Source organism: Streptomyces sp. NPDC058157 (assembly GCF_042884105.1).
Classification (GTDB): domain Bacteria; phylum Actinomycetota; class Actinomycetes; order Streptomycetales; family Streptomycetaceae; genus Streptomyces.
The window spans coordinates 1-1,095 of sequence record NZ_JBHVUQ010000446.1; the positions used below are offsets into that span (position 1 = coordinate 1).

General features: G+C 78.0%; 1 protein-coding gene. It reads right to left on the reverse strand.

From position 1 onward, the window contains the following. On the reverse strand, positions 1-1,095 hold a 1,095-nt coding region (locus ACFVXK_RS38735; RefSeq protein WP_389622125.1), incomplete at both ends, for an acyltransferase domain-containing protein.

Here is a 1,095-nt window from a genome sequence, read left to right on the forward strand (position 1 = left end):
ATCATGCGCAGGAGTTCGTACGGGGTGTCGTCCGACGGCGGCTGCACGGGCGGGACCGCGGTGCGCGGGCCGGGGCGTGCGCCCGGTACCCAGTAGGACTGGGTGTCCAGCTCCGCCGGGGGCAGGTCCAGCAGCCGGCGCTGCTCGGCCGGGACCAGGCCCCGCGGGTCGACCGGGACGCCCAGGACCGCGAGCCGGGCCAGGGTCCGGACGAAGCCGCGGCCGTCCTCCCGTTCCACCGCGTCGGCGGCGAAGAGGTGCACGTCGTCGTGGTGGTAGAGGGTGCGGCGGACCGCGGTGAGCAGCGAGCCGCCCCCGTTCACCTGGAGGAACACGCGCGCCCCCTGCCCGTAGGCGGTGCGGACCGCGTCGCCGAAGCGGACCGGCCCGGACGCGTGCCGGGCCCACAGCTCGCGCAGCGCGGCCGGATCCGCGCGGAGCTCCCCGTCCACCGAGGAGACGAACGGCACCACGGGGGCGGTGATCCGCCGGGCGGCGAGCACCGCGCGCACCTCGTCCTCGGCGGCCGCCAGCAGCGGCGAGTGGAAGGCCCCCGCCACCTCCAGCGCCACCGTGACCACCCCGGCCCCGGCGCAGGCCTCCCGCAGCGCGGCCAGGCCCCGCACGGTGCCGCTGACCACGATCTGGCGCTGCTCGTTGAAGCAGGCGGGCCAGACCCCGTCGATCCCCTCCACCAGCCGCCGGCAGGTCTCCTCGTCCGTCTGCACGGCGAGCATCCCGCCCGGAGGACCGCCCTCCGTCGCCCGCCGCATCGCCGCACCCCGCCCGGCCAGCAGCCGCACGGTGTCCTCTCCGTTCAGCGCCCCGGCGGCGGCCGCCGCCGCGAACTCCCCGACGCTGTGGCCGAGGGTCAGGTCCGGGGTGATCCCGCAGTCGGCGAGGAGGGCGGTGGCGGCGAGCTGGACGGCGCCCAGCACCGGCTGGCAGACCTCGGTGGCGCCGAGCCGCCGCACGGCCTCCGCCGCCGCCCCGCCGCGGGCCGGGTGCGTCCCGTACAGCAGGGCGGCCGTGTCCGGTCCGGCCACGGCGCACAGCGTGTCGAGGGCCGTACGGAACCCGGCGTACCGCTCGTAG